At 41.6% G+C, this 23,591-nt stretch carries 20 protein-coding genes, 1 pseudogene and 1 riboswitch; of the genes and pseudogenes, 15 read left to right on the forward strand and 6 right to left on the reverse strand.

Features of this window, described 5'->3' with window-relative positions; translation table 11 throughout:
* Positions 1 to 91: 91 nt before the first annotated feature.
* On the forward strand, positions 92 to 2,119 hold the full coding sequence (locus R9C00_05785; protein WPO36952.1) for a Sua5/YciO/YrdC/YwlC family protein: 2,028 nt from the start codon (positions 92 to 94) through the stop codon (positions 2,117 to 2,119).
* A 281-nt stretch (positions 2,120 to 2,400) separates the two neighbouring features.
* Here R9C00_05785 and R9C00_05790 read toward each other — a convergent pair whose 3' ends face one another.
* From R9C00_05790 to R9C00_05800, 3 genes are all read right to left on the reverse strand, one after another.
* Positions 2,401 to 3,222, reverse strand: a complete 822-nt coding sequence (locus tag R9C00_05790) for a hypothetical protein (protein ID WPO36953.1) — start codon at positions 3,220 to 3,222, stop codon at positions 2,401 to 2,403.
* Positions 3,223 to 3,383: 161 nt separating this feature from the next.
* Positions 3,384 to 4,190 (reverse strand): HEAT repeat domain-containing protein, encoded by an 807-nt coding sequence (locus R9C00_05795; GenBank protein WPO36954.1) that lies wholly within the window; start codon positions 4,188 to 4,190, stop codon positions 3,384 to 3,386.
* The gene (locus R9C00_05800) at positions 4,180 to 4,746 is read right to left on the reverse strand and encodes an RNA polymerase sigma factor (GenBank protein WPO36955.1); all 567 of its coding nucleotides are present in this window, start codon (positions 4,744 to 4,746) and stop codon (positions 4,180 to 4,182) included. The genes R9C00_05795 and R9C00_05800 overlap by 11 nt, the downstream gene beginning before the upstream one ends.
* Positions 4,747 to 5,209: 463 nt before the next feature.
* On the opposite strand from R9C00_05800, the gene R9C00_05805 reads away from it, so the two are divergent.
* The 10 genes from R9C00_05805 to R9C00_05850 all read left to right on the forward strand — a co-directional run bounded on the left by R9C00_05805 (position 5,210) and on the right by R9C00_05850 (position 13,530).
* Positions 5,210 to 5,476, forward strand: coding sequence for an RNA-binding protein (locus tag R9C00_05805; GenBank protein WPO36956.1), 267 nt, complete (start codon positions 5,210 to 5,212; stop codon positions 5,474 to 5,476).
* Positions 5,476 to 5,685, forward strand: a complete 210-nt coding sequence (locus tag R9C00_05810; GenBank protein WPO36957.1) for a cold shock domain-containing protein — start codon at positions 5,476 to 5,478, stop codon at positions 5,683 to 5,685. Before R9C00_05805 ends, R9C00_05810 begins: the two co-directional genes overlap by 1 nt.
* Positions 5,686 to 5,781: 96 nt before the next feature.
* Positions 5,782 to 5,878: riboswitch (TPP riboswitch) on the forward strand.
* A 94-nt stretch (positions 5,879 to 5,972) separates the two neighbouring features.
* Positions 5,973 to 6,176, forward strand: a complete 204-nt coding sequence (gene thiS / locus R9C00_05815) for a sulfur carrier protein ThiS (protein WPO36958.1) — start codon at positions 5,973 to 5,975, stop codon at positions 6,174 to 6,176.
* Between the two features lie 76 nt (positions 6,177 to 6,252).
* Positions 6,253 to 8,109: a phosphomethylpyrimidine synthase ThiC gene (thiC, locus tag R9C00_05820; protein WPO36959.1), complete on the forward strand. Its 1,857-nt coding sequence runs from the start codon at positions 6,253 to 6,255 to the stop codon at positions 8,107 to 8,109.
* Positions 8,110 to 8,121: 12 nt separating this feature from the next.
* Complete coding sequence (locus R9C00_05825) at positions 8,122 to 8,718, forward strand: thiamine phosphate synthase (GenBank protein ID WPO36960.1); 597 nt, start codon at positions 8,122 to 8,124, stop codon at positions 8,716 to 8,718.
* Positions 8,719 to 8,746: 28 nt separating this feature from the next.
* Positions 8,747 to 9,376 carry a thiamine phosphate synthase gene (locus R9C00_05830; GenBank protein ID WPO36961.1) on the forward strand — a complete coding sequence of 210 codons (630 nt, stop codon included), beginning with the start codon at positions 8,747 to 8,749 and terminating at the stop codon, positions 9,374 to 9,376.
* 558 nt (positions 9,377 to 9,934) lie between these two features.
* A complete protein-coding gene (locus tag R9C00_05835) occupies positions 9,935 to 10,705 on the forward strand; it encodes a thiazole synthase (protein WPO36962.1) in 771 nt (256 codons plus the stop codon).
* A complete protein-coding gene (thiH, locus tag R9C00_05840; GenBank protein WPO36963.1) occupies positions 10,698 to 11,807 on the forward strand; it encodes a 2-iminoacetate synthase ThiH in 1,110 nt (369 codons plus the stop codon). Before R9C00_05835 ends, thiH begins: the two co-directional genes overlap by 8 nt.
* Before the next feature lie 233 nt (positions 11,808 to 12,040).
* Positions 12,041 to 12,652, forward strand: coding sequence for a DEAD/DEAH box helicase (locus R9C00_05845; GenBank protein ID WPO36964.1), 612 nt, complete (start codon positions 12,041 to 12,043; stop codon positions 12,650 to 12,652).
* A 326-nt stretch (positions 12,653 to 12,978) separates the two neighbouring features.
* Positions 12,979 to 13,530, forward strand: coding sequence for a hypothetical protein (locus R9C00_05850; GenBank protein WPO36965.1), 552 nt, complete (start codon positions 12,979 to 12,981; stop codon positions 13,528 to 13,530).
* 87 nt (positions 13,531 to 13,617) lie between these two features.
* Here the strand turns inward: R9C00_05850 and R9C00_05855 are convergent, their stop codons facing one another.
* On the reverse strand, positions 13,618 to 13,818 hold the full coding sequence (locus tag R9C00_05855) for a hypothetical protein (protein WPO36966.1): 201 nt from the start codon (positions 13,816 to 13,818) through the stop codon (positions 13,618 to 13,620).
* Between the two features lie 281 nt (positions 13,819 to 14,099).
* On the reverse strand, positions 14,100 to 17,540 hold the full coding sequence (locus tag R9C00_05860; protein WPO36967.1) for a DUF4855 domain-containing protein: 3,441 nt from the start codon (positions 17,538 to 17,540) through the stop codon (positions 14,100 to 14,102).
* An 89-nt stretch (positions 17,541 to 17,629) separates the two neighbouring features.
* Here R9C00_05860 and R9C00_05865 point away from each other — a divergent pair, with 89 nt between their 5' ends.
* Together R9C00_05865 and R9C00_05870 are read left to right on the forward strand one after the other, a co-directional pair.
* Positions 17,630 to 18,703, forward strand: a complete 1,074-nt coding sequence (locus R9C00_05865) for a transposase (GenBank protein ID WPO36968.1) — start codon at positions 17,630 to 17,632, stop codon at positions 18,701 to 18,703.
* 188 nt (positions 18,704 to 18,891) lie between these two features.
* Positions 18,892 to 19,429: pseudogene (locus tag R9C00_05870) on the forward strand (ATP-binding cassette domain-containing protein).
* A gap of 105 nt (positions 19,430 to 19,534) precedes the next feature.
* On the opposite strand, the gene R9C00_05875 reads toward R9C00_05870, so the two are convergent.
* Positions 19,535 to 20,434, reverse strand: coding sequence for a LysR family transcriptional regulator (locus tag R9C00_05875; protein ID WPO36969.1), 900 nt, complete (start codon positions 20,432 to 20,434; stop codon positions 19,535 to 19,537).
* Positions 20,435 to 20,526: 92 nt separating this feature from the next.
* On the opposite strand from R9C00_05875, the gene hutH reads away from it, so the two are divergent.
* Both hutH and hutI read left to right on the forward strand, forming a co-directional pair.
* Positions 20,527 to 22,098: a histidine ammonia-lyase gene (gene hutH / locus R9C00_05880; GenBank protein WPO36970.1), complete on the forward strand. Its 1,572-nt coding sequence runs from the start codon at positions 20,527 to 20,529 to the stop codon at positions 22,096 to 22,098.
* Positions 22,099 to 22,308: 210 nt separating this feature from the next.
* Positions 22,309 to 23,547, forward strand: a complete 1,239-nt coding sequence (gene hutI, locus R9C00_05885) for an imidazolonepropionase (protein WPO36971.1) — start codon at positions 22,309 to 22,311, stop codon at positions 23,545 to 23,547.
* Positions 23,548 to 23,591: the final 44 nt, after the last annotated feature.

Genomic DNA, 23,591 nt, shown 5'->3' on the forward strand with positions numbered 1-23,591 from the left:
GACAACATAGTCTTTTTATCGTGATAGATGTCATATTTAAAATAGCGCTATGGGTCTATCTTGTGGTTACATGTACTAAGTATTGAAAGTTATGCAAGCAACTTTGCCACGAACAATTAAGATTTTGGGTGATGGACTTACCGCTGGAGCTAACGCTTTGCAGATGGTCAGTCTATTGGCCAAAAGGTATGGGCTAAGCCCTGAGGTGCGCAATGGGCATGAAGCATGCTTGACCATGGGCGACGGAAACGCTACCTCCATTTCCAATTTTTTAATGGCCCTAAAAAGTTACCAGCCCCTTACCGAAGAATTTAAGCTAGAGATTGAAGAAGGTGAAATAAATATCAGCCAACTTGGTCATCGGATAAATAGGACGCAGCCAGATTATACACTTCTCCTAAATGACCAACGCATTACCGATCATAAAATAGTAGTTAGCGAAATGGCCAAACTGCTGGAAAGAGGGAAAATAGTGGCCATGAAAGGGAAAGGTGGTTTCAGCATTATTTGTAATGCAATGGATGAAATTACTATCAATCAGTTGAGGCGACTCAAGCGAAGAGGAGGAAAGCCTTTCTCGGCTATGTTCAGAGATTTGCCAACACTTAAAGAATATGTGGAGGTTTCAGCCCAAGAAGAGGAACAGGTCACTTCAAAGTATAAGCCTACCGTCTTGCTCAAAATCAAGAAGAACTTAGCAGGAGGGGTGGTGAATGGTTTAAAAAGTATTGGTGCTAAATTACCTTTCAAGGAAATTTATGAAGAAATATTTGATGAAACATCGTTAGATGCCCTCGTCATTACCAGTGGGAATTTCCCAAATGAGCCTATCATCAGCGACAACGAAGAGGCGGTCAACCGTCTTTCTTTGCTGTGTGATGCCATATTGGTTTATGATAGAAAAATAAAAACAAGGCTAGACGAGTCTTGCTTGATGGTTGCCAACAGAAAGAAACGCTTTATTCGTAGGTCGAGAGGATTTGCTCCTTATCAGATAAAACTTCGGAGCAATGCGGAAGGAATAGTGGCTGTAGGAGGGGAGATGTTCAACACACTTGCACTTGGCAAGCGTGATAAAGCGGTGATAAGCCAGCAGATCGGTGATCTTCGCAATAAACCTACGCTAGATTTCTACAAGGAAACCTATCAGAAGATATGCGGTTCTTATATGGTGCGTCCGCAACTGTTTGTACACGACATGAACCCGGCGTATCTTTCTACACAGTTTGCCAGAAAGATGAGCACCAACTGTTTGCCTGTACAGCATCATCATGCACACATTGCTTCTTGCATGGTAGAAAATGGGCTCGATGAAAAAGTAATAGGCATTTGCTTCGATGGAGCAGGTTTTGGCGATGATGGTAAAATTTGGGGGGGAGAATTTTTTACCTGCGACTTGGCAAACTATGAAAGAGATTTACACCTAGAATATATGCCTATGCCAGGTGGGGTTATAGCTGTCGAAGAGCCTTGGAGAATGGGCTTATCCTATTTGCTTAACGCATTTGGCTATAAGGTACTTGGGTTTAACATCCCATTTTTAAAAGGGCTTCGGAAGGAAAAAGTTGATCTTTTATTGATGTCGCTCAAAGATAATATGGATAGCCCTTTTACCTCAAGCATAGGCAGGCTGTTCGATGCTGTTGCCGCAATAGTTAATATAAATATCTACAAAACATTCCATAGCGAAGCATCTGTGCGACTCGAATCTATTGCTGACAGTTCTGTAAACGAATGCTACCCTTTTGAAATGGGGAAGGTTATACGGGTGCAAAATACAATCCGTGCCATAGTGGAAGATGTACAAAAAGGGATTCCGAATGCCATTATTTCGGGTAAATTTCACCGAACTGTTGTAGAGATGACTCTTCAAGCAGCAAATATGCTGCGGAGTCAATCGCACATCAATAGGGTAGTGCTTTCGGGAGGAGTATTCCAAAATAAACTCTTGCTCGAGTGGGTGGAAGATGCCCTTTCGGAAAATAATTTTGATGTGTACAGCCATAGCCAAGTTCCCTTCAACGACGGTGGGCTCGCACTTGGGCAATTAGCCATTGCATCTAAGCGTTTGGCTGAAATTGAACGCTTGAAAGAGGTAGGAAATATTCAACATGCTTAGAGGCTTTTGAATGGATAGAGTGATTTTACAAGGTCGGAAAACTATAGCTTTCCGACCTTGTATTTTTCAATTAGCACATCGAATAATTGGAATATCTCATTATCACTCTTTCATTACCAAATAGCTTGTTTGGTCCGATATATAAAAAATCGCTTGTCAGCTAGCATGACTTAATTGGAAATAGTTAGAACTAGTATCCAGCGACCAGTAACCGTCAGCAATGGTTAAAGGTGGAAGAATTGAGTGTCATTAAAACAATTGGTCATTTGTTTATAATGTGTTTACTTCATCCTGATGTAAATATCCCCATGCATATTTTTGAACATACACTCAGGACCGCCGCCGTTCACATCTCCATAAATCCATTTGTCTACTACATATTTTGTGTAGTTTTTACCTGATTTTTTCTCCACCTTGGGTTCCGACTTTTTCACCTCCATCTTAAAGTCGCTATACACCTGCCCCCAGTCCGATTTTATTTTGGTAGTAAGTTTTGTGTCTTTGGGTAGCGTCACATCAATTTTTCCATTGAGGCTCACGAAGGCCATGGGCGTTTCGGCAGTCACACTTTTGAGCGTAGCTATCACAGGTCCGTTCACCGTGTTGGCCACCACCGAGCCCGAAACATCTTGAATATTTATACCGCCGTTTACATTTCCCGCTTCTATTTCCCCTTCAATGTTCGTGATTTCGATATCCCCGCCATTTACCGTATTCACATCTAAGTCAAATTTTCTGGGCACCATTATATCAAAAATCAACTTTTGCTTTCTCGCTTCGCTATTCACTCTCACTTCGTTGTTTTCTTCGTACACCGTCATGGCGAAGGTGTTGTTCTCAATTTTGTAAAATCCAGTTGGCGCCTCGTCCTCTTGTTCCTCCTCTTCAGCTTCGTCTACGTTTTTTCGGGTAGAAACTTTGATCAAAACCTCTTGTCCATCATAACCTGTCACTTTTATAGAGCCATAGATTAGGTCAACCTTGAGCTTGCCTGCTTCGCCCGGTTTGGAAAGGGGAATGGTCAGTTCCTCTATTTTTTCATCTTGGGCAACTGCCATCAATTGCATTGCCACCATAGCTAGTATCAAAAAAAACTTGTTCATGTTTATTTGTTTTTAAAAGTTGATTATCAATGTTTTGTGGTTTTTAATGCTTTGTTTTTAAAAACCATTATGTATTTTTCTATAAAATACGAACTAGGGCTTCGAGCTTGTGAATGGAATCAATATCGAATGAACCAGTAATCAGAAACAAGAAACCCGCATCACATATATATTTCCATGCTGCTTTTTACCTTGGCTTTTACCGCCTCATTTACCCCTTCCTTCTCCAACAACCTTTTGAGATATTTGGGCGATTTTTCTGCCTCCATCAGCAAAATGGCATCCACCAGTGCCGACTGCACAAGGGGCGATTCTTGCTGTTCCAGCGCTTTTATCAGCCCCAGGCGCACTTCGGGAAACTCTGTCATGGTCGTGAGCATTTCCACCGCTGCCAACCGCACATTGGGGTTGGGGTCTTTGTCCAGTGTATGCAGCATTGCCTTCACCACTTTCAAGCTCTTGTCATCTATGTCATAAACAATATTGATTGCTTGTAGCCGCTTGCTAGCCGACTGCTGCTCCAGCATGCTCAAAAACACCATTTCCTTCATCGACTTTATCTCTTCCGAAAGTACCACCACCGTTTCCTTATTGCTTTTCATGGTGAGGGAATGTCCCAAGTGCAAGCCCACAAAAAAGATGGTGATACCTGCCACCAGTTGCAGGGCAAGTTTGTTTTGCCATATGCTCCAAACGCCTTGTAACAGTTTGCTAAAACCATTTTCTTTTTTGGAAGCAACCCCTTCTTTGTATCCATTGAGCATGGCGTAAAACCCATCGCCCATCGCCTGTGAGGGCTCGGGAGTTTTTAGGTTTTCCATACCTTTCCACGTTGCTTTTAGGCTGGAAAATTCTTGCTTAAATTCAGGGTGGCTGTTGAGGTATTCATCAAATTCAGCCAATTCTTTCTTATTGAGCTCGCCATTTAGCCAGGCTACCGCTTGCTCTTTTGCCTTTTCATAAGTCATAATCCTTATTGATATTTAGTTGGCAATAAATCTTTTTCAATTCTTTGAGGGCTCGGAAAACTTTCACCTTCACGTTGCCCACCGAGTCGCCTGTTATCTCTCCTATTTCTTTGTATTTGAGCCCTTGGTACTTGCTCAGTACCAATATTTCCCGCTTGTCTTGGGGTAGCATGCCCAGTGATTTATTGAGTAGGTCAATGTCGTCTTGGTCCGAAATAGTATCCACTACGTTCGACATATCGGGCAATTTATCTTGCCAAAAGTCGATATCTTGATGGTGCGAGGCGCCATTTTTCTTCAGGTAGTCGAAGCCGTTGTTTCGGGCTATACTGTACATCCAAGATGAAAAAGCCCCTTTTCCATTGAATTTCTTCCTGTTTTTCAAGATTTTGTAAAACGTATTTTGTACCAAGTCTTCACTTGCCTGCGCATCGGCGGTGAGGTGATAGAAATAGGCAAAGACCTTGCGGTTGTACCGCTCAAAAAGCAGCCCTAACTTGTTAAGGTCGCCTTCCTTCACTTTGGTCATCAGGGCTATGTCAGACAATGAATCCAATGAATCGTTTTCTAGTTTATAGTTAATCGCTTATTTCTAAATTGCTGCTAATCAGGCTTGGCTCTTGCTAAAAGTTAATAGCTGTAACAACATTTATTGAGTGTTGTATATTGATGGAAGAACCCCAACTGGCCTATGCGAAACCTCTACAATATTTCAACATCAACAGTAAGACTGGGGGTCGCGCAAAAGGTTACAACTTTACCAAGAAAATATTTTTGTAAAGCAATAGAGTAGCGGTTAAAAGGGGGGAAATGCATGCTGGGAGAATCGCCAAGTTTTTGTGGTTATATTTTTTACAGCCGATTTATTTAGTAAATTTGGTAAGGAAAATCAGTGCTCCTAAATTGATGACCACATCAGAGAGCCTTTTTACAGCTTAGATTCCCTATGTTTCCATTTTTTTATAAGTGCTGCTGCTCCCATTTAGTTAATCTTTAAATTTTTAAATTCTTTTTTCAAGATGGATATTTATGTTGGAAACCTTAGCTTCAAAATGGCTGAGGACGATTTGGCATCGCTTTTTGGCCAGTATGGTAATGTAATTACCGCAAAAGTAGTTTCTGATAGAGAAACAGGTAGATCTAGAGGTTTTGGTTTTGTAGAAATGGACGACGAAGATGGAAGGGCGGCAATAGAAGGCCTACATGAAACTGAAGTAATGGGAAGGCAAATTATTGTAAACCAAGCTAGGGAGAAAAAGCCTACGCAAAACAGGGGGAGATATTAATGGAGTTGACTACAAAAGGAACAGTAAAGTTTTTTAATGAAAGTAAAGGTTTTGGTTTTATCCGAATAGATAACTCGACCGACGAGCTTTTTTTCCACATTTCGGGCATGTCATCAGAATCTTTAGATGCAGATGATAGGGTAAGTTTTGAAACTGTGCAAGGAAAAAGAGGCCCTCAGGCAACAAACGTGAAGCTTATACGCAACTAGTGGTAAAAATATTTTATGGAGAAGCCTTCCCGCCAAAGTGGGAAGGCTTTTTTATGCAGAACTTGTTTTTTGTCGATTGATTCCTAACTTTGGTGCTGTAAACTTTAGGGGTGCTGATATGTTTCGGCTGAGATAACACCCTTCGAACCTGATTTAGGCTAGTACCTGCGCAGGGAAAAGTTCAAGTGTCTATATTGTGCCATTTCCTATGGTTCAATTTTTCGCGGTTCACTTTTCGAATAGGATTCCTCCCCCTTCAGTTTACAGCTATTAAAGCCCTTAAAAATATGATAACTGTAGACGTAAACAATCAGAATTATTCCTTTGAAGAACCCGTAAGCCTTGGTAAACTACTTCAAGAGTTGGAAATCAGTGCCAGCGGAATTGCTGTTGCTGTCAACAACCGCGTGGTTGCTCGTTCCAATTGGCAAGAATTCTTGCTGGAGGAAGGATGCAAGGTGCTGGTGGTTCAGGCTTCGCAGGGAGGTTGAGTTACGTTGAGTTTGTTCATGAATAGCAACAAAGAATTACTCGATAAAATAGTGAAAACTCATAAGCGAAAACACCATGAAAACCGAACAGATTCCTGCTACAAACGCAATTAGTAGAGACCCATTTCCCAATTCAGAAAAAATCTATGTAAATGGAACATTGCATAAGGACATAAAAGTGCCTATGCGCAAAATTAGTCTGAGCGATTCCGTTGATAAGTTTAACGGCACTCGAACTTCCAACGAGCCTGTGTTGGTATATGATACCAGTGGTCCTTTTACCGATCCGCAGGTGGAAATAGACGTTCGGGAAGGGCTTGAGCCTATTCGCCAAAAGTGGATTACGGACAGGGAAGATGTAAGGCAGCTCGACGGCTTGTCTTCAGAGTATGGAAGAATGCGTGAAGATAACAAGGAGTTGGATAAGCTGCGCTTCAACCGTATAAGAAAGCCTTTGAAAGCAAAAGAAGGTAAGAATGTATCGCAAATGCATTATGCGAAGAAGGGGATCATTACTCCAGAAATGGAGTTTATTGCCATCCGCGAAAACCAGAAGTTGCAGGAAATCAAAGAAATAGCTTCCCAACATCCGGGCGAGAGCTTTGGGGCAAATATCCCGAAGGAAATCACTCCCGAATTTGTACGAGAAGAAGTAGCGAGAGGCCGGGCGGTTATTCCCAACAACATCAACCATCCTGAAAGTGAACCCATGATCATTGGGCGAAACTTCCTCGTAAAAATCAATGCAAACATTGGAAACTCGGCAGTGACCTCTTCTATAGAAGAAGAAGTGGAAAAAGCCGTGTGGGCTTGCCGCTGGGGAGCAGATACCATTATGGATCTTTCAACAGGTAAAAACATCCATGAAACCCGGGAGTGGATTTTGAGAAATTCCCCTGTGCCTATTGGTACTGTACCTATCTACCAAGCGCTAGAAAAAGTGAATGGCAAAGCGGAAGACCTTACGTGGGAGATTTTTAGAGATACCCTGATAGAGCAAGCCGAGCAGGGAGTAGATTATTTTACGATCCATGCTGGGGTTCGCCTAAAATATGTGCCCCATACTGCCAAAAGGGTGACGGGAATCGTTTCCCGAGGAGGGTCAATTATGGCAAAATGGTGCTTGGCTCATCACAAAGAAAGCTTTTTGTACACGCACTTTGAGGAGATATGCGAGATAATGAAAGCCTACGATGTAGCATTTTCCCTTGGTGACGGATTCCGTCCAGGAAGCATTGCCGATGCAAACGACTATGCACAATTTGCGGAGTTGGAAACATTGGGAGAGCTGACAAAAATAGCGTGGAAGCACGATGTGCAATGCATTATTGAAGGGCCTGGCCATATTCCTATGCACATGATAAAAGAGAACATGGACAAGCAGTTGGAAGAATGCGGCGAAGCGCCATTTTACACCTTGGGACCACTGACTACCGACATTGCACCGGGTTATGACCACATCACCAGTGGAATTGGTGCAGCGATGATTGGTTGGTACGGATGTGCCATGCTTTGCTATGTAACCCCCAAAGAACACCTGGGCTTGCCAAATAAAAAAGATGTGAAAGACGGGGTGATCACCTACAAAATAGCCGCCCATGCAGCCGATTTGGCGAAAGGCCACCCGGGTGCGCAACATAGGGACGATGCCATGAGTAAAGCAAGGTTTGAGTTTAGGTGGGAAGATCAGTTCAACTTGGCGCTTGACCCAGATACAGCAAGGGAATTTCACGACGAAACGTTACCTGCCGAAGGTGCTAAAGTGGCACATTTCTGTTCTATGTGCGGCCCTAATTTCTGTTCCATGAAAATCACGCAAGATGTGCGAAACTATGCCAAAGAGCATGGATTGGAAGATCAGGAGGCAATAGAGGAAGGCATGAAGAAGAAGTCGGAGGAATTTAAGGAGAAAGGAAGCGAAGTTTATTTATAAAAGAGCAAATACATGTTGGTTTTGTTTACAGCTGAAAAGCTTTTTGAAAAGGAAGGTGCTCAAATAAAAGAAATACTGGAAATGGGTGCTGCGGTATTGCACGTAAGGAAACCTGGTATTTCTAAGGAGGAAATGTATGCTTGGTTGCAGCAGTTTCAGCCTGAGCACCTTGCTCAAATGGTTCTTCACCAGCATCAGGAGTTGGCCGATGAGTTTGTTGTGAAAGGAGTGCATTTGCCAGAATATACAAGGAACTCTCTGGCAGGCTCGCTTGAAGAATATATGGACAAGTACCAAGGAAGAGGGTTTACGGTGAGCACTTCTTTCCATGAAATAGAAACATTGAAGAGCTTCTCAAACTTCGATTACTGTTTTTTGAGCCCTATTTTTTCTTCTATTTCCAAAAGCAACTACGAAGGTAGACACTTTGAAGTAAAAGGTTTCGCCCAAAAAATAATTGCACTTGGAGGGATTACGCCAGACAAGTTTTCCCTGATAAAGGAGATGGGATTTGCAGGGGGAGCAGTGCTTGGGGCAGTGTGGGGAAGTGAAAATCCTGCCTTAAGTTTTGAGGAGATTTGGAAAGGATATAAGCTTGTGTTTGATTGATATTTTAGAAAGAATGATAGAAAAAGCGATGATTTCAACAGTACATTATATCTCGCAAGGGGCTGATGGTGAGATGCATTTGGGGAATATAAAGCGAATGCTTGGTGCAGGTGCAAACTGGATACAGCTAAGGCTAAAGGACGTGCCCAAAGCGGAAGTATTGGCAACGGCTATTGCAGCGAAAAAACTGTGTAAAAATGCGGGTGCAACACTCATTGTCAATGATTTTCCCGAAGTGGCTAAAAAAGCGGATGCAGATGGGGTGCATTTGGGAAAGTCCGATATGAGCCCTGCCGAGGCTCGAAAAATACTGGGGAAAAACAAGATTATTGGAGGCACGGCAAACACCATTGAAGACTGCGAACGGCTCTTGGAACAGCAGGTGGACTACATGGGTGTTGGACCTTTTCGCTTCACTACTACAAAGAAAAACCTGAGCCCGATTTTAGGAATAGAGGGCTATCAACAGCTGATGGCACAAGTATTGGCAAATCCCAAAGCTGTTCCCGTAATTGCCATTGGAGGGTTGCTTTTGGACGATATGCTTGGCCTAAAAGAGTGTGGGGTTCATGGGGTAGCTATTTCAGGAATGCTGACTAATTCGGAAAAGCCCGAAGAGGAAATAAGTAGGATTATGGAGTTATTCGGATCATTATAAGTTTACTTGGTAATTCAAGTAATAGGAGGTTTTAAGATTGATAGTTAGGAGGTTAGATGCTAGAAATTAGAGGTTAGAGAACTGACATGCTAACTTAGGGTCAGTATTAACGTTTTCTCGCCGTGTAGGACAAGCAACTTGAGACGGTCTTTTAAGAGTTTAGGGCAAAGAACCCCGTGAGGGGTTCCATTATTGTAGAAATGTGAATTCAAATAGAAACCAACCCCGTATGGGGTTGCAGAAACCTAAATCATCGCAAAAATCCTGCAACATCCCGCTGAAATACGGTACAGGCTCTACGGCGTTGTTTGATGACTTGGTTACCAAAAACATACAATAGTGAAACCCATACTGGGTTTTACCTAAGTTTATTAATAGCTTGACCTCAAGTTACATTGTCAGTTCAGAGTTAGAAAAAATTCAAAAAGAGTGTTTTTTCTAACTTATAGCCTCCAGCTTCTAACTTCTTTTAAACTATTAAAATCACCAATAAATTTACGTTTTTCAGAGGTTGCAAGTAGAGTCATAAAGAACCACTTATTCAAACCAGAATAATTTATGGAAACATTAAAAATTGCAGATAAAACTTTTACATCGAGGCTATTTACCGGAACTGGGAAGTTCAGTAGTTCGGAGCTGATGCAGGAAGCCGTGTTGGCTTCGGAAAGTGAGCTGGTTACCGTAGCGCTAAAAAGGGTAGAGGCTGGCAACCAAAGCGACGATATGCTTTCGGTGCTCAAGCACGAGCGGATCAACTTGTTGCCCAATACTTCTGGGGTGCGAAATGCCGAGGAAGCAGTTTTTGCTGCCCAAATGGCAAGGGAAGCGTTGGGTACAAACTGGGTAAAAGTGGAGATTCACCCAGACCCGAAGTATTTGCTGCCAGACCCCATTGAAACGCTCAAAGCCTGTGAAGAATTGGTGAAATTAGGTTTTGTGGTGATGCCCTATATCCATGCCGACCCTGTGCTTTGCAAACGCCTAGAGGAAGTAGGGGCGCAGTGCGTGATGCCACTTGGAGCACCCATAGGTACGAACAAAGGGCTCAAGACCTTGGATTTTCTGGACATCATTATAGAGCAAAGCAACGTGCCAGTGATAGTAGACGCAGGCATTGGAACTCCTTCCCATGCTGCGCAGGCAATGGAAATTGGCGCCGATGCCGTGCTGGTGAATACGGCAATAGCAGTTTCGCCAACTCCAGTACTGATGGCCAAAGCATTTAAACTAGCCGTGGAGGCAGGGAGAATGGCTTTTGAAGCAAAATTGGCCGTGGTCGGAAAAGAGGCCGAGGCAAGTAGTCCGCTAACCCAGTTTTTGTATGATTAGTATTAATGAAATAGTTGATTCTCAGGATTGGGAGGGCGTTTTGGAAAGTATCTTTTCCAAAACGGAAAGGGATGTGCAGGCAGCTTTGGCAAGTTCCAAACTAAACTTGGAAGATTTTAAGGCGCTGATTTCCCCAGCGGCTCGGCCTTACCTTGAGCAAATGGCGGTAAGAAGCAGGGCGATTACAAGAAAGCGCTTTGGCAATACCATGCAGATGTACGCACCTCTGTACCTCAGCAATGAGTGCCAAAATATTTGTACCTATTGCGGTTTTAGTTTAACCAATAAAATTCCCCGCCGAACCCTGTCAGACCAAGAAATTTTGAAAGAAGCGGAGTTTTTGAAGGCAAAAGGGTTTCAGTATATTTTGCTGGTAACGGGAGAGGCTAACCAAACCGTGGGGATAGATTACCTTGCAAATGCAATTCGCTTGCTTAGGCCACATTTTGTCAATATCTCTATTGAAGTGCAGCCTTTGAGCCAAAGCGAATACGAACTGCTCATTGCCGAAGGTTTGTACGCAACGTTGGTCTACCAAGAAACCTACCGCAGGGAGACCTATAAAATACACCATCCCAAAGGGAAGAAATCTAACTTTGACTACCGCTTAGAGACGCCCGATAGGTTGGGAAGGGCAGGTATTCATAAAATTGGTTTGGGAGCACTTTTTGGCTTGGAAGATTGGCGGGTGGATAGCTTTTTTACCGCATTGCACCTGAAGTACCTCCAAAAAGCCTATTGGAAAACAAAATATTCCATCTCTTTCCCCCGCTTACGGCCCTTCAGCGGAGGCTTAGAGCCCAAAGTAGAAATGACCGATCCGGATTTGTTACAACTGATTTGTGCCTACCGGATGCTGGACGAAGACGTGGAACTTTCCCTCTCTACACGGGAGAATGAAAAGTTTAGAAACCATGTAGCCCAGTTGGGGATTACCTCTATGAGTGCCGAGTCCAAAACGAATCCTGGTGGGTATGTGATAGAGCCACAGTCGTTGGAGCAGTTCGAGATTTCCGATGAGCGAAGCACCGAAGCCATCGCCAGCATGCTGAAGGAAAGAGGGCTAGAGCCCGTGTGGAAAGATTGGGAAAAAACGTGGTGATAAAAGATTGATATACTGTAAAATAAATAACCGAGTATTTTAATGGGAATCATTATTTTGATTTTTAGACCCTGCTAACGGTTGCAAGTTACGGGTTTTAAGAAATAAAGCTTCTAGTTTTAACTAGGTAATTTGTTCGGAGGGTGAGTGGAATTAAAAGGCTCTAAAGAGTAAATTTCCACTAGCTTTGTACCTTCATAAAGGAGTGGCCTAAACCGAAAGACTATCTATCGATGAATTTAAAAAAACTAATTCCTGAATTAGTGTCAGGACTCAAGGATGCGGGATTTGATGCAAATCCAAAAGAGATACAGAGTACGAGTATCCCTCAAATTAAATCTGGGGCTGACCTTTTTATTGTCTCGCCCGAAGGGTCCGGTAAATCAACCGCCATTGTAATAGGTGTAATTCAGCAGCTAAAAGAAGCATTCGAAGATGTTCCCCGGGCTATCATTATGGCAGCTACAAAGGAAAAAGCTTTTGAGCTAGAAGCACAGTTTGAGCTTCTTGGCAAGCATACCAACTTAAGGACATTCACCGTGTTCGACAAGGGCATTTTGCAGTATCAGAAAGATACTATTTACGAAGGGCTGGATGTACTTATAGGAACACCAAGGCGTCTGAACGAACTGTTAAAGGCGACAGGAATCCCCCTTTCCCAAATCAAAATGTTTGTGGTGGACGATGTAGCATCTTTTACCCTTGATAAGTACACCATGATCTATCGGATAGCAGACAACATTGAGAAATCACAAATGATCTTGGTGGCAAATGCCTGGGATAAAAAGTTTGAGAAATTGACGGACAGGATAATGAAAAGCCCGAGAATTATTGAGGTTGGGTAAAGAACCTGCAAACTTTTGAAGCCTTGTAGCGAAGTAACAACGTTACTCCTGAACCATCTATAATCCAGCTACAGTAGGATTAATAAATCCTACTGTAGGGCTTCGTGATTGCAAATCACGAAGAGCGGGTTGTTCAATTAACTTTAATTGCTGTTCCAACTTCGGGAAGTCGAAATATATTGATAGGAAGTGCAACCCGACTCTTTTTTGGATCATAATAGTTATAGCCTCTTGTTTTTAGCTTTTAATTGTTATATAACGTTTTGGCGTATAGGAGTGTGCGCGTATTACAGAGGATTTATTAATGACTTATAATTGAAATGTAAATGAAGAAATTATCAACACTTTATAAAAAAGACCCTAACGATTTAGGGCGAGTAATTAATGAGGTTAACCCACAAAATGAATGGGTATTTAAATATGGAATACCAACACGAAAGTTTGACGGAACTTCTTGTGCCATTATTGATGGTGAACTTTACAAAAGGTTTGACTTAAAGAAAGGTAGAACTTTACCACCAAACGCAATACCTTGTCAAGAACCTGACGAAAAAAGTGGGCATCATCCATATTGGGTTAAGTGCGAGCGAGAGGATAAAAGCAATAAATGGCACTTTGTAGCCTTTGACGCTTTAGAAAATAAAGAAGAAAGTACTTATGAACTTTGTGGTAAAAAAGTGCAAGGAAACCCTGAGAAGATAGAAGGGCATCAACTAATAAAGCACGGGTGTGAAGTGTTGGACATAACAGATTTTACTTTTGATGGGTTAAAGTCTTTTTTGGAAGTAACCGATATTGAAGGAATTGTATTTCACGATTCTAAAAGTGATAAAATGTGCAAGATTAGAAAGTCTGATTTTGGAATACGCAGGAAGTAGTATGCCTAATGGTCTAGTAAAAGAATAGTGCGGTTAAGCAACTAACCCAATGTTTTCTTGTTGTTTTGGGCTATACTTAAAAAATCCCTACCCCTCAAACAAAAAGCCTAGCGCATTCTGTAGCGAGGCATTGTGGTTATCGGTTTTCCAGATGGCGAAGAGATGGGTGCGCTGCGGTATATTCACAAGCTCTATGGCTTTGATGCGGAGCTGGTAGCCTTCTTGAAGAGAGGTTCCTGAAATGTGCAGTTGCAGCGAAATATATATCCAAGCAGCTTTTGGGTACATGAAAAAATCGCCATTGCCAGTGGCTTACAGCCAATAGTGCAATTCAACAAGCTTGGAGGTGTTTATTATGGTCTGTGCGCCACAGACCAAGGGGTTGGAAATTGGGAACAGGAGGTCATTGCCAATAAGCTGAAGCAGAAAATCCCGATACAGTGAGCTATTTTCATTTCTATGATTCTTTCTGGTTTTCACCACCTGTCCATTGAAGTAGATGGTTTGCCCCGATTTGGAAAATTCTACCTTGCCAATCCAAGCAGCTCCTCTGTCGCTTTGATTGCTGCTTATCTCTTAAGTATCTTGCGAGTGATGTTTGAATTAGTACCAATTACTTTAATAAAATAAAGTCCAGATTGGAATTCTGAAATATTTATTTCTGTATTGTCACTGGTGATGAATCCTGTTTTCACTTCATACCCATTGATATTGAAAATCTTATAAGTGGTATAGCCTTCCCAATTATCAGTATTAGCTACATGAACAGTAATTGTATTTGTTGTTGGGTTTGGGTATATGATAATTCCATTTGCTACATCAGTAATGATTTTATTTTCATTATTTAAACTCTTTGCTTTTCTACTTCCACTACTGCTTAGATCACTCAAGGAAGGGTTTAATATTCTCAATTCATTAGTAGTTGAAGCATTTCGAATACATAATCTAACCCAATGGGCTTCTACTGGAATATCAAAAAGTTTTTGATGCTTACTCCATTTATCTCTATACCAGTCAGTTCCACAATCATCAGAAGTTACATTACTAAAATAGGAATACCAATATTTATAGTAGCTAGACCATGACAAGTTTATATTTTGATCAACTTCTTCATCAGTGAGCATATTGAAATTATCATCTAGGAACTCGATACCTAAAATACCATAGTAGGTATCTGTTTCAGTAGTTTTCAATAATGCAGAAAATGATAAATTATCAATATCACTTACATTAATAAGATCATTATAATATACAGGTTCATTAATTGTAACGGTCATAGGGTAAGGCTCTCCCCAGTTATATTTATCTAAAATATTATTGGGAACATCGTCAATAATCACTGGGACATTATCTGTGTGATCAGTTTTTAATGACAAGTTATCAAATAGTAGTTCATTGTCGTATCCCCAATTTCTGATATATATTTTAATTGAAGCAACTGAGTTTTGAAAGCTAAACTCTCCAATGTGTTTGTACCAATTGTGATCTATTTCACTTATATAGAAGTAATTCATATTCAAAGCGGATGAATAAGCAATATTGTTAACGACGTCTTTCGTAAATGCTATTCCATCTTCATTGAAACACTGTATTCCTATTAAGGCTTTGTTATGTCTTGATGGGTCTATTATTGGAAGTTGCTCTTTGGCACTTACCTCAAAGGTATAATTAATGTTTGTAGTGACGGGTATTCTTTTAGATGTGTTGATGCTTTTATTGTTACCAAGCTTCACTGAAAAGTTTCCATTGATCATTGGAGCATCTGATATCAAATAGTTTGAATTGTAATTATAAAATAAAGTTGATTTCGAACTAGTCAAATTATTATTATCCAGATAAATGTTACGCCAAAGTATTGTATTTTGAGTATTCCAATTCCTGAGGAAGTATTTGACTTTTACAGTTCCTAAAGGAGGTATAAAATTAATACTGAAGTTTTGGTATTCTGTATTGGGTGTTAAATAAGAATACCAACTATTGAAGTATGATGAGTAATTTAGTTGAGTTGAATATGGAGGTGTATTGATTACATTGCCATCATTGTCATAAAAAATGATCCCAAAAAGGGCACTATTGTTATAGTTATCGTTTTCAAGTTCCTTTACCTGAAATCTCATTGTATAACTATCGCTTTCCTGAACAGGAATAAATTCTGAGAAAATAGAGTGTTGATTCGATGTTTGAATCTCTATTTCTCTATTACGAGACTGTGAAAATAAATTATTCACCACTTCATGATTTCCTTCCCAAGCAAATAGTGATCCATCGGATTCACTTAAGTTTTCGAAACCTCCATTAATGATTACCCCTCTCCTGCTACTTTTAATAAACCCATATAAATTGTTATAATCTTGGCGTTTTGAAGGGTTTGAGGAATAACAGTTATTATAATGTGCGCCCCCATCGTCATAATATAATTTAGAGAAGTTGACATAGCCCAGCTTGTATCCGTAATCAAAGTAATCGTTTATCCTACTGTAAATTTCATTGTTTTTAGTATCTAACTCTCTTGACTCAATATTGAATCCGAAATTAGAGGGTTCAGCTATTGAAAAAGCTCTTTTTATATGGTCACGACCTTGATTTATTAACTTAGTCTCATCATTTGGTTTGGTATCAAAAAAAGCATTCGGTTGAAACCATAAAACATCAAAAAGGTCTACTATATCATTACTGTTATAACTATTAAATATTTTCTTACATTCATTTGAATCTGCCCTGATGTGTGGAGAGCTAAAAAACTTCCAATCTTTTGATTTTATAGCGCTAGCTGCATAACTTAAGAAATAATCATAAGCTTCTGCATCTACATCTTCATCTATAAAATAGATACCGGCAAGCTCTATTTTTGAATTAGGATTATTTGATTTCCACCTATTGAATTTTACTTCAATCGAATCCAAATACCATTGTATTGTACTTTGAATAGTTTCTTTTTGTTCAGGGGAGTTTTTGTAAAGTGATTGATCTACTTTTGGTAACGTTAATATTACTTTTGTTTGCGGAATAGGTAGTCCAAAAGTACTAGAAACATAAGTTTTAGCATTATGTAACTCATCTAATAAAGCGGTTCGATCATCGTACAAAAACGTATCTGCCCCTTGAGCTCTTTCGAATGAACCTTGTTCCAATAAGTTATTTTCTGGTCCTCCTTCAAATTTTGAATTGCTATCAGGTATAAGAGCGCTGTCTCCCTTGTTGAAATAATAGTTGTCAATTAGAACTTTATTTCTTTTATCATAATTGATGATGTGAACATGCATATATACAGCCTTTGAAGGTGGCTTTATCTTCACTAAGAAGTTTTTTTTCCAACCGTTGGTTAGAGGCACATCAATAAAGTGATAGTTGTAGCTAAGACTGAAATGTAATGTATCAGCTAATGAATTGGTTGGTTCTATTTTTTCTCCTATATAAATTTTTTTATCATTATCATCGAAAAACTCAATAGCTACTCTTAACCCTTTGGGAATAGTGCCGATAATCACGTCATTTAAAGGCTTATAATCAAAAGTAAGTTGATATAAATAGGTGGAGTCTGTTTCAATATTTTTATTTGATATCGCATAATGACTTCTGTTATCAAGTAATCCGCAAGTGTCCCCATTATACGTTGTAGTCGAAATAATTTTTGTTTTTGTAAAAATATTATCGAGATAATATTCCATATCAGACCGGTCATAGCTTTCAGAAAAACTACCTGTATTATAATACAAATCAGTAAGTACAAAAGCATCGATCAATGTATCTTTTGGTGTACCGTCGGTATCCAAATAATAAATGTATGGGATAAAAGCCTCCCGAGCGCTCTTTTTGTTCGCACGATGTGTAAATAAATGGAAGTGCGCATTAGAGATTCCTAATTCCGTTCCTATATTAGTTCTTTCAGGGCTTTGACCTGTAACAGGAATAGGAAACAAAATAATAATTGATAAAACACAGCTTAGGACTAGCTTTATAATAGAATGAAGCATCTTGTTAGAATAAAAAATTAAAAATATGATATGCAATATGCTTAAATACTTTTAAGTAACTGAGCTTTCGCTCGGATAAAATTTTGAATTGATTAAAATCTGATTAGGCGGCTATCTTTGTATTTATGGAAAGACGAGATGCATTTGAACTTTACACCGATTATTTGGTAGCTAACCAAGGTTTAGCTACTTCTACTGGCTTGTCAGCCCTATTAGATGAAAACCTTAAACATGATTACATCAGTGACAGTCTCGCACAGCAAGGTTTAGATCAAAAAGCCTTTTGGAAAGAGGTCAAACCTTTTGTCCGCAAAATTGAAAACGAAGAAAGTGTTATTTCCATTGATGACACCATCATCAAAAAGCCTCACAGCACTGAAAACGAGGTGATCAATTACCATTTTGACCATACCACCGGTAAAAGTACAAAGGGCATCAATTTACTTAACTTTCTGCTCAGCAGTGAATATGAGCAGCAAATTGTCAATAGCCCTTTAGCTTACCATGTTGTGCGCAAGTCACAGGCTTACAAGGATAAAGATGGAAAAACCAAGTATAAGAGCGAAGTCTCCAAGAATGAAGTTGTATTAGAACAACTCAGGTGCCTGACTTTTCTCAACCAAGTCAAATACAGGTACATCTTGTTTGATTCTTGGTTCTCTAGCTCAAAAAGCTTGAAATACATCCACACCAAACTAGAGAAGGTATTTGTTTGCCCTCTCAAGAGTAACCGTTTGGTTGCCTTGGATTTACAGGACAAGAAAGAGGGTAAGTTTGTCAATGTGTCTACACTGTCATTTGACTCCCAAGAGCCTCTACAGGTCTATGTCAAGGGCTTGGAATTCCCTGTCAGCCTAGTTCGAGAAGTCTTTAAGAACAAAGACCGCTCAACAGGAGTACTCTATCTGATTAGCAATGACACCTCACTCACTTACGATCAGCTCACTACAATCTATCAGAAACGATGGAAAGTAGAGGAGTTCCATAAATCACTCAAACAAAACACCTTGCTCGGTAATTCCCCCACTAAAATGGAGGTGGGCCAGTGTAACCATATTTTTGCCTCTATGCTTGCCTACGTGCAGTTAGAACGCCTAAAAGTTAAAGAACGACTGAACCACTTTGCCCTAAAAGCAAAGTTTCATCTTGTGATGCTTAAAGCAGCTTTTGACCAGTTACAGGTACTTAAAGCTGCCTAGGTCTTAATATAAATCTTCACCTTCGCAAATATTGAATAAGCGAAAGGTCAGTTAAGTAAAAAGTTATATAAGCAAATGTAATAACAATGATTTGAAAAATAATGCCCTATCTTATTCAATCTTTCCCCTCACTAATGGTGTTGAAGCGCATTTTCCTTAACTTCTCACTTTCTTACAAAAAACGAATTATGATTTCAGCAAATAATGTATCTCTTCAGTACGGAAAGCGCGTGCTGTTCGAGGATGTAAATATCAAGTTTGTGCCGGGCAATTGCTATGGTATCATCGGTGCAAGCGGGGCGGGAAAATCCACGTTTCTCAAGATTTTAGCAGGTGAGACTGATCCGCACACGGGCTCGGTTTCCATTGAGCCGGGCAAGCGGATGGCGGTCTTGTCCCAAAGCATGCCTTTGACGAAACTCCCGTGTTGCAAACGGTAATCATGGGGCACAAGGTGTTGTGGGACGTGATGCAGGAAAAGGATGCAATTTACGGCAAGCCTGATTTTCGGAAGCAGATGGCCTCCTTGCTTCGGAGCTAGAGGCAGAATTTGCGGACATGGACGGATGGAATGCTGAGCCAGATGCAGCAGCGCTCCTCAGTGGTAGCGAAAAGGTAAGGGTATTGCTTGCCCAAGCTTTGTTTGGCAACCCGGATATCCTCATTCTCGATGAGCCTACCAACGACTTGGGTGTGCAGACCATTTCTTGGTTGGAAGATTCCCTCTACTAACTCCAAACGTAGCTTCCCCTTTAAGTTATACTGAAAGATAACTTACAAACCTAACTTTTTCAACTTAATAACAATGTTTTGTGATTATTTAGGGCTATACTATAAGAAAGTTTGCCCCTCAAACAAAAAGTCCAAAGCATTCTGTAGCGAGGCGTTGTGGTTATCGGTTTTCCAGATGGCGGAGAGCTTTGTGCGCTGCGGGATATCCACAAGCTCTATGGCTTTGATGCGGAGCTGGTAGCCTTCTATCAGGGTAGTGGGGACAATGGCGATGCCCAAGCCGTTTTCCACCAGTTTGAAAATAGTGAAAGCATGCACCGACTCGTGGGAAACTACGGGGTCGAAGCCTTGGTCTTGGCAAATACTTGTTACCATGTTGTAGTATTCATTGCTATAGTCGCTGGAAAACAGGATAAACTTCTCGTCTTTGAGCTGCCCAATGTGCTCAAACTTCTGGGCAGTCATAGGATGTGCAGCGGGCAGCACTACCGAAAACGAATCCTCATGCACCACTTTCGATTGCAGCCCTTTGGGGAAAGAAGAAATCCGCACAAAACCCAAGTCTAGTTTGTCCTTGAGTAATAGCTCTATTTGCTGTAGGTTGGCAAGCTCTTGCAGCGAGGTGTGGATATCGGGAAATTGGCTATTGATCCGCAGGATAAGCTCGGGCAACACATGATGGATGGCAGAGCCTACAAAGCCAATCCTTACTTCCCCAGAGTCTCCCTTATGAATTAATGAGGTCTGCTTTTTGGCAAACTCCAAGCGGTTGAATAGGTAATCGACCTCCGTTTTTAAGTACGTACCTGCTGGTGTCAGCTTTACTGATCGCTTGGTTCTTTCGAACAGTTGCGCATCAAGTATTTCCTCCATTTGCTTTATCTGTCGGCTCAATCCCGGCTGCGCTATGAACAGCCTTTCCGATGCTTTTCGGTAGTTCAATTCCTCTGCCAAGGTCTTAAAATATTTGAGGTGCCTAAGTTCTATCTGATAACTCATGGTTATTAACTAATGATTTAAATGGTATTTAGAGGTATTAAAAATACAGCTTAATTTTGGGATAACGATAAACAAGAAAAACTTTACTATACATGCAACCACCCTTTGAATACGGAAGTCAGCGTTTGACCTCGGGCATCGCACTTAAAATTGCCCGAGGAACGCTCGCTGGCGTAATTACGCCGGCAGTAGCCTCACGTGTGCAGGCTAGCTACAATCATGTAAAGCAAATTGCGGCAGGCGAACAGGCTGTTTATGGTATCAATACAGGTTTTGGCCCGCTTTGTACCACCCGTGTTTCTGCTACCGATCTTACCCGTTTGCAAAGTAATATTCTAAAGAGCCATGCCGTGGGAGTAGGAAAGCCGCTCGAAGCAGAAGTGGTAAAGCTCATGATCATCCTGAAAATCCATGCTTTGGCACAGGGCTATTCGGGCATTGCCCTCGCCACGCTAGAGCGCATGCAATGGCTGGTGGAAAATGAGGTGCTTCCCCTCGTGCCTTCCCAAGGTTCGGTAGGGGCATCGGGCGATCTTGCGCCTCTTTCCCATTTGTTTTTGCCCCTCATCGGGCTCGGAATGGTCACTTTCGAAGGAAAAACTGTGGAGGCAAAAGAGGTGCTGGCCAAATTCGGTTTGCAGCCCATCGAGCTTTCTCCCAAAGAGGGGCTTGCCCTCATCAACGGAACGCAATTTATAGCGGCTCATGCGGTGAAGGTGGTGGAACGCTTGCACACACTTATGATGTGTGCAGATATTACCGGGGCAATGATGATAGAAGGCTTGAAAGCTTCGGTGAAGCCTTTTACGCAAGTGCTTCATGAATTAAGACCTTTTCCTGCCAACCAATATGTAGCAGGTTCTATACGCCAATTATTGCAGGGTTCGGAAATTTTAGCATCGCATGCGGGCTGTGCCAGGGTGCAAGATCCGTACAGCTTGCGTTGCATTCCTCAGGTTCATGGCGCATCGATAACTAGCTGGCTGCACCTAAAAGAAGCGGTGGAAATTGAGCTCAATTCTGTAACGGATAATCCGGTGATCATCGACCGAGCCAACACCATCAGCGGTGGCAACTTCCACGGGCAGCCTTTGGCATTGCCCATCGATTATGCCTGCTTGGCAGCTTCGGAAATAGGGAATATCTCTGACCGTAGAGTCTACCTTGCTCTCGAAGGCGATACGCCGGGCGTGCCCAAATTGCTGATGAAAGAAACGGGTACAAATTCTGGTTTTATGATTGTCCAATACACTTCCGCTGCCTTGGCAAGTGAAAACAAAGGCTTGTGTTTTCCTGCAAGTGCCGATAGTATTCCTACCTCGCTAGGGCAGGAAGACCATGTGAGCATGGGCTCGATAGGGGCAAGAAAAGCGCTTCGAGTGATTGAAAACACGGAGAGGATAGTGGGAATAGAACTTATGTGTGCTGCACAGGCTATGGACTACCACCGCCCGCTCCAGTCAGGAAAAATCATGGAAGCGGTGCATGCCCATGTGCGAAGCAAAATTCCCCACATAGAAGAGGATCAATTGATGTCAGGCTTTTTGGAGGCGGCAGTGGAAATGGTACGAAACGGAGAGCTACCCAAAATTGTCCAGTCTGTAGCTGCTCAAGAACAAATTGATTTTGAAATTCCTCATGTTTCAATTTATGAGGAGTATTAATTAGTTGCCAGTGATAAGATATACTTTTTCTAAATAGGCGGGGCTTCCTGTGCAGCTTTAGCGGTATTAAGCCCCGTTCAAAAGCAAAACGATTTGGCTTTAGCCTAAACTAAAAACTAGTAAACAGCAATCTCAGCTTCGATCCGTAAGAAAAAATAGGTAGAAAAGAAGCCGAAATTCTTACAAAACATAATTAATAAAGCACAAGGCATGAAAAAACTAATAGGTCCTTTCAGGCAAGTATTAACCATGAGGCATCTGCCGCTACATGGCAAACTGGCGGACGCTCAGCTGGAAATTATAGCAAGTGCAGGAATTTTGGTGGAGGGAGAGATGATCGAACAAATCGGTAATTTCCAAACCTTGCAGTCTTCTTTGAAAGAAGGGGAGTATGAGCAAGTCGAAGTACCAAAAGAGGCTGTTGCACTTCCCGGTTTAATCGATGCGCATACCCATCTTTGCTGGGCAGGCTCTCGCGCCGATGATTATGCTCGCAGAAATGGTGGCATGTCCTATTTGGAAATAGCTGAAAAGGGTGGTGGCATTTGGAGCACTGTCAAAAAAACACGGTCTGCAAGCCAAGAAGAGTTAGTCAAGCTGATGCTAAAGCGGGAATGGGAGCACCTTTCTCAGGGCATCACCACTATAGAAGTGAAAAGTGGCTATGGGCTATCCGTAGCCGAAGAATTGAAACAACTACGGGCTATAAAAACAGCTACCAAGCATTGCAAAGCCGATTTAATACCCACCTGCCTTTCCGCACACATCAAACCAAAAGACTTTGAGGGGACGCATTCGGAATACTTGGATACCATCAGCAAAGAGGTTTTCCCCCTTCTAAAAGCAGAAGGCTTGGCTCAGCGTATTGATGCATTTGTGGAGCAAGGGGCTTTTTCCTCCGAAGACATCGCTCCATATTTTGAACTAGCAAAAGCTGAAGGGTTTGACTTGGTGGTGCATGCTGACCAATTTCATGTGGGCGGAACGGAAGTAGCAGCCAAGTTTGGGGCAAAAAGTGCCGATCATCTGGAAGCAAGCACCGATAAGGAAATTGAGATTCTAGTAAAGTCAGGTGTAGCAGCGGTTGCCCTGCCCGGTGCATCTATGGGCTTGGGCTGTGCCTTTACCCCGGCTAGGAAAATACTGGATGCAGGAGGCATACTTGCCATCGCCAGCGATTGGAATCCGGGTTCTGCCCCCATGGGCGACCTCATGATGCAAGCAGCAGTGTTAGGGGCTTATGAAAAACTTTCCAATGCAGAGGTGCTGGCAGCTTTGACCTACCGTGCAGCACATGTGCTTAGCTTGGAAGACAGAGGCAAATTGGAACAAGGCTTTCTTGCAGACTTTGTCATTTATGAAACCGCTGATTTTCAAGAAATACTTTATCAGCAAGGCAGAATGCGACCTGCACAAGTGTGGAAAATGGGAGAGTTAGTGATGTGTTAATTGTTTGAGGTGTTGATATGCTAATGTAGAGACGCAATTCATTG

This window comes from Flammeovirgaceae bacterium SG7u.111, from assembly GCA_034044135.1.
Taxonomy (GTDB): domain Bacteria; phylum Bacteroidota; class Bacteroidia; order Cytophagales; family Flammeovirgaceae.